This window comes from Georgenia thermotolerans (assembly GCF_009193185.1).
In the GTDB taxonomy this organism is placed as follows: Bacteria; Actinomycetota; Actinomycetes; order Actinomycetales; family Actinomycetaceae; genus Georgenia; species Georgenia thermotolerans.
Map to the genome: position 1 here is coordinate 1 of NZ_VUKF01000088.1, position 4,482 is coordinate 4,482.

General features: G+C 76.9%; 3 protein-coding genes and 1 pseudogene. 3 read left to right on the forward strand and 1 reads right to left on the reverse strand.

The features are described from left to right. A pseudogene (locus GD970_RS21935) lies at positions 1-335 on the forward strand (hypothetical protein); the annotation flags it as partial. Between the two features lie 44 nt (positions 336-379). Here the strand turns inward: GD970_RS21935 and GD970_RS21160 are convergent. Then, entirely contained in the window at positions 380-1,876 is a 1,497-nt protein-coding gene (locus GD970_RS21160; protein ID WP_152204858.1) for an aldehyde dehydrogenase family protein, read from the reverse strand. A gap of 124 nt (positions 1,877-2,000) precedes the next feature. On the opposite strand from GD970_RS21160, the gene GD970_RS21165 reads away from it, so the two are divergent. Together GD970_RS21165 and GD970_RS21170 are read left to right on the forward strand one after the other, a co-directional pair. Further along, on the forward strand, positions 2,001-3,695 hold the full coding sequence (locus tag GD970_RS21165) for a carbamoyltransferase family protein (protein WP_152204859.1): 1,695 nt from the start codon (positions 2,001-2,003) through the stop codon (positions 3,693-3,695). Beyond that, positions 3,692-4,482 (forward strand): glycosyltransferase family 2 protein (locus tag GD970_RS21170; RefSeq protein ID WP_152204860.1); only part of this gene is annotated, 791 nt, incomplete at its 3' end. The genes GD970_RS21165 and GD970_RS21170, both read left to right, overlap by 4 nt.

Below are 4,482 nucleotides of genomic sequence, written 5' to 3' on the forward strand. Positions count from 1 at the left end.
CGATCCCCGACGCCCCGGCGCTGGCGAAGGCCGAGGGACAAGCCACCCGGGTGGTCACAGCCAAGGGGGTCGTCACCGTCATCGGCACCCGCTTCTTGCTCGGCGAGGCCCACGCCGGCCAGGCCGTCCACATCATCTGGGACCCGACCACCGTGGAGTTCTTCGACGCCAACGGCGAGAGCATCCGCACCACCCCACGACCAGCCCCCGGAACCCGCTACGTCGGCAACGGACAACCCCGCGGCTTCATGGCCCGCTACGCCAACCGTCACCCATCTCCTGAGACACCAACTGTCACCGATGTCCTGAGACAACAACCGTCACCGAAGTCCTGAGACATCACACTTGACCTCTCGCGCCCTACTTGACGTCTCGCGAACTACTTGACGTCTCGCGCCGGGGGTGGGGCGGCCTCCAGGTGCACGGCCTTGAGCACGGTCATCGCCGCGAGCAGGTCCGGGCCGTACCCGGCGCCGGCGCCGCTGTCCCGGCGCGGGTCCGCCGAGCCGCCCGGCGCCCCACCGAAGACGGCGTTGACCTTCACCGTGCCCACCTCGAGCTCGTCCGCCGCGCGCAGCGCGTGCCCCAGGTCCGGGGTGAGCACGGTGGCGGCCAGCCCGTAGCGCCCGGAGCCGGCCAGGCGCAGGCCCTCCTCGAAGCTCCCCACCCGGGTCACCGCCGCCACCGGACCGAAGGTCTCCTCGCGCATGACGTCCATGTCCTCGGTGCACCCGTCGAGCACGGTGGGCGGGTAGTAGCTGCCCGGCCGCTCGGCCGGCGCCCCGCCGACCAGGCACCGCGCGCCGGCGTCGACGGCGGCGCGCACGTGGGCGTCGACGACGGCGAGCTGGGCGTCGTCGACGAGCGGGCCCAGGTCGGTGTCCGCCGCGGTGGGCGGCCCGACCCGCAGGGCGGCGGCCACCTCGACCAGGGCCGCGAGGACGTCGTCGGCCACGGACTCGTGCACGTAGACCCGCTCGACGGAGGTGCACAGCTGGCCGGTGTTGGTGAAGGCGCCGGTGGCGATCTGCCGGGCGGCCCAGCGCGGGTCCACCCCGGCGTCGACGAGGAGGGGGTCCTTGCCGCCGTTCTCGCGCAGCACCCGGGCCCCGCGCTCCCCCACCGCCTGCGCGATGGCCCGGCCCGTCGCCGTCGAGCCCACGTGCGCGACGAGCGCCACCCGGGGGTCGCCCACGAGCGCCGCGCCGGTCTCGCCGTCGCCGTTGACGACGTTGAGCACGCCCGGGGGCAGGGCGCCGGCGACCAGCCGGGCGAAGCGCCAGCCCGGCACGGCGCTGCGCTCGGAGGGCTTGTGCACCACGGTGTTGCCGGTGATCAGCGCCGCGGCGAGCAGCCCGGCGGCGGCCGGGTACGGGTCATTCCACGGGGTGACGACGGCGACGACGCCGTGCGGCTCGCGGCGCACCACGTCGAGCGCGGACCCCGCGCCCGCGAGCGTGCGGCCGGTGGGACCCAGCCCGGTGGTGGCCGCCTCCTCGAGCAGCTCCGCCGCGACCTGGGCGGACTCGGTGGACTGGCCGAGCAGCCGTCCGGTGCTCGCCGCGAGCGCGGCGCCCAGCTCCTCGGCGGCACCGCGCACGGCCTCCGCCGCCCGGCGCAGGGCCGCCGCCCGCTCCCCCGGCGGGGTGCGCCGCCACCCGGCCCGCGCCTCCTCCGCGGCGGCGACGGCGGCCGCCACCTCCTCCGCCGTGGCGGGGACGACCACCGCCGCCTCGGCGCCGGTGGCCGGGTCGATACGGCGCAGTTCGCGCCCGCCCGCGGCCGGCACGTCGCGGCCGGCGACGTGGTGCTCGCCGAGCCGATATGGCCGTTTTTCGGCGGTTTCCTGCGAGCGGACGGTGGGCGTCGCGGTCATCCGGCCTCCCATTGCCTCGAAGTGCGAGAAGTGCTTCTCTGCCCCAGAGTCGGCGTGTGAAGCAAATCACCAATAGGTGACTTGACGTGCCGACTCTGACCGACGACCAGGAGGTCCGCCACTCATGCGAGTGCTCGGCGTCAACGCGCTCTTCCACGATCCCTCGGCCGCACTGGTCGTCGACGGCCAAGTGGTGGCCGCCGCGGAGGAGGAGCGCTTCAGCCGGCGCAAGCACGGCAAACGGCCGGTGCCCTTCGCCGCGTGGGAGCTGCCCGAGCTGGCCATGCGCTGGTGCCTGCGGCAGGCGGGGCTGCGCCCCCAGGACCTCGACGCCGTCGCCTACTCCTTCGACCCCGCGCTGGCCCGCCCGGCCGAGGCCATGGGGCTGCACGACCCGTGGGACCACCTGCGCCTGACCTACGCCGAGCGCGCGCCGCAGTTCCTCGCCGCGGCGCTGCCGGGGCTGGACCCGGCGACGGTGCGCTTCGTGCCCCACCACGTGGCCCACGCCGCGTCCGGGGCGCTGGCCTCCCCGCACCGGCGCAGCAGCGTGCTGGTGCTCGACGGGCGCGGGGAGCACGCCTCCCACCTGGCGGGCCGCTACGACGGCGGGCAGCTGGAGGTCCTCGCCAGCCAGGACCTGCCGCACTCCCTCGGCCTGCTCTACGAGTCCCTCACCGAGCACCTGGGCTTCCTGCGCTCCTCGGACGAGTACAAGGTCATGGCGCTGGCCTCCTACGGCACGCCGCGCCACCTCGAGGAGCTGCGCGAGACCATCCGCGCCACCGACGACGGCGGGTTCCTCGCCCCGATCCCCGACTGGTCGCGGTGGGCGCCGCCGCGCGACCGCGACGCCCGGCTCGAGGAGGCGTCCTGGCGCGGCGCCTGGGCCGACCTCGCCTGCTCGGTGCAGGCCCGGCTGGAGGAGGTGCTCGTCGACCTCGCCCGCTGGGTGCACGACCGGACCGGCGACCGGGTACTCACCATGGCCGGCGGCACCGCCCTCAACTGCGTGGCCAACTCCCGCATCTGGCGCGAGACCCCCTTCGAGGAGGTGTGGGTCCAGCCCGCCGCGGGCGACGCCGGCACCGCCCTGGGTGCGGCGCTGCAGGTCGCCGCCGGCGGCGGGGAGGACACGACCCCCATGCCCGGCGCGGCCCTGGGCCGCGGCTGGTCCGACGACGACCTGGCCGCCTGGCTGCGCGGCGCCGCCGTGCCCTTCACCACCCCCGACGACCTGGCCGCGGAGGTCGCCCAGGTCCTGGCCGGCAACGGCGTGGTGGCCTGGTTCGACGGGCGCAGCGAGTTCGGGCCGCGGGCCCTGGGCCAGCGCTCGCTGCTGGCCAACCCGGCCGTGGCGGCCAACCTCGAGCGCCTCAACGAGGTCAAGGGCCGCGAGCAGTTCCGGCCGGTGGCCCCCATGGTGCTCGCCGACCGCGCCGCGGAGATCTTCACCGACGGTCCGCTGCCCAGCCCGTACATGCTCTTCGTCCACACCGTGCGCCCGGAGTGGCGCGGGCGGATCCCCGCGGTGGTGCACGTCGACGGCACCGCCCGGATCCAGACGGTGGACCCCGCCGCCCAGCCGCGCCTCGGGGCGACCCTGCGGGCCTTCGAGCGGCGCACCGGCCTGCCCGTGGTCGTCAACACCTCCCTCAACACCGCCGGACGGCCCATGGTCGACGACCCGCGCGACGCCCTGGAGCTGTTCGGCTCGGCGCCGGTCGACGCCCTCGTCATGGGGCCGCACCTGGTGCGCCGCGCGGCGCTGTTCGCCGCCGCGGCGCCCGAGGCGGCGAGCGTCGGGGCCGCCCGATGACGGCCGGGCAGCTCGCCGTCGTCATCCCCACCGTGGGGCGTCCCTCGCTGCGCGCGCTCCTGACCGGCCTCGCGGCGCAGGCGCACGACCCCGGACACCTGCCGCCCGCCGAGGTGGTCGTCGTCGACGACCGCCCGCTGGGCGACGCGCGGGCGCTGGACCTGCCGCCGCTGCCGTGGCCGGTGCGCGTGGTCCGCTCGGGCGGGCGCGGCCCCGCGGCGGCCCGCAACGCCGGCTGGCGCACCGCCGGCGCCCGGTGGATCGCCTTCCTCGACGACGACGTCGAGGTGCCGCCGGACTGGTCGGCGCGCCTGGCCGCGGACCTGGCCGCCGCGGCGCCGGACGTGGCCGGCGTCCAGGGGACGGTGCGGGTGCCGCTGCCGGCCCACCGCCGCCCCACCGACTGGGAGCGCAACACCGCCGGGCTGGAGACCGCCTGGTGGATCACCGCCGACATGGCCTTCCGCCGCGAGGCGCTGGCCGAGGTGCACGGCTTCGACGAGCGCTTCCCCCGCGCCTTCCGCGAGGACGCCGACCTCGCGCTGCGGCTGCGCCTGGCCGGCTGGCGCCTGGCGCGCGGCGAGCGGGCGATCGTCCACCCGGTGCGCCCGGCCGACGCGCGCGTGAGCGTGCGGATGCAGGCCGGGGCCGCCTCCGACGCGCTCATGCGGGCCCTGCACGGGCCGGCGTGGCGCGAGCTCGCCCAGACCGGCCGGGGCCGGTTCCGCTGGCACGTGGCCACCGTGGCCGCCGGGGTGCTGGCCGCCGCGGCCGCCGCGGCGCGGCG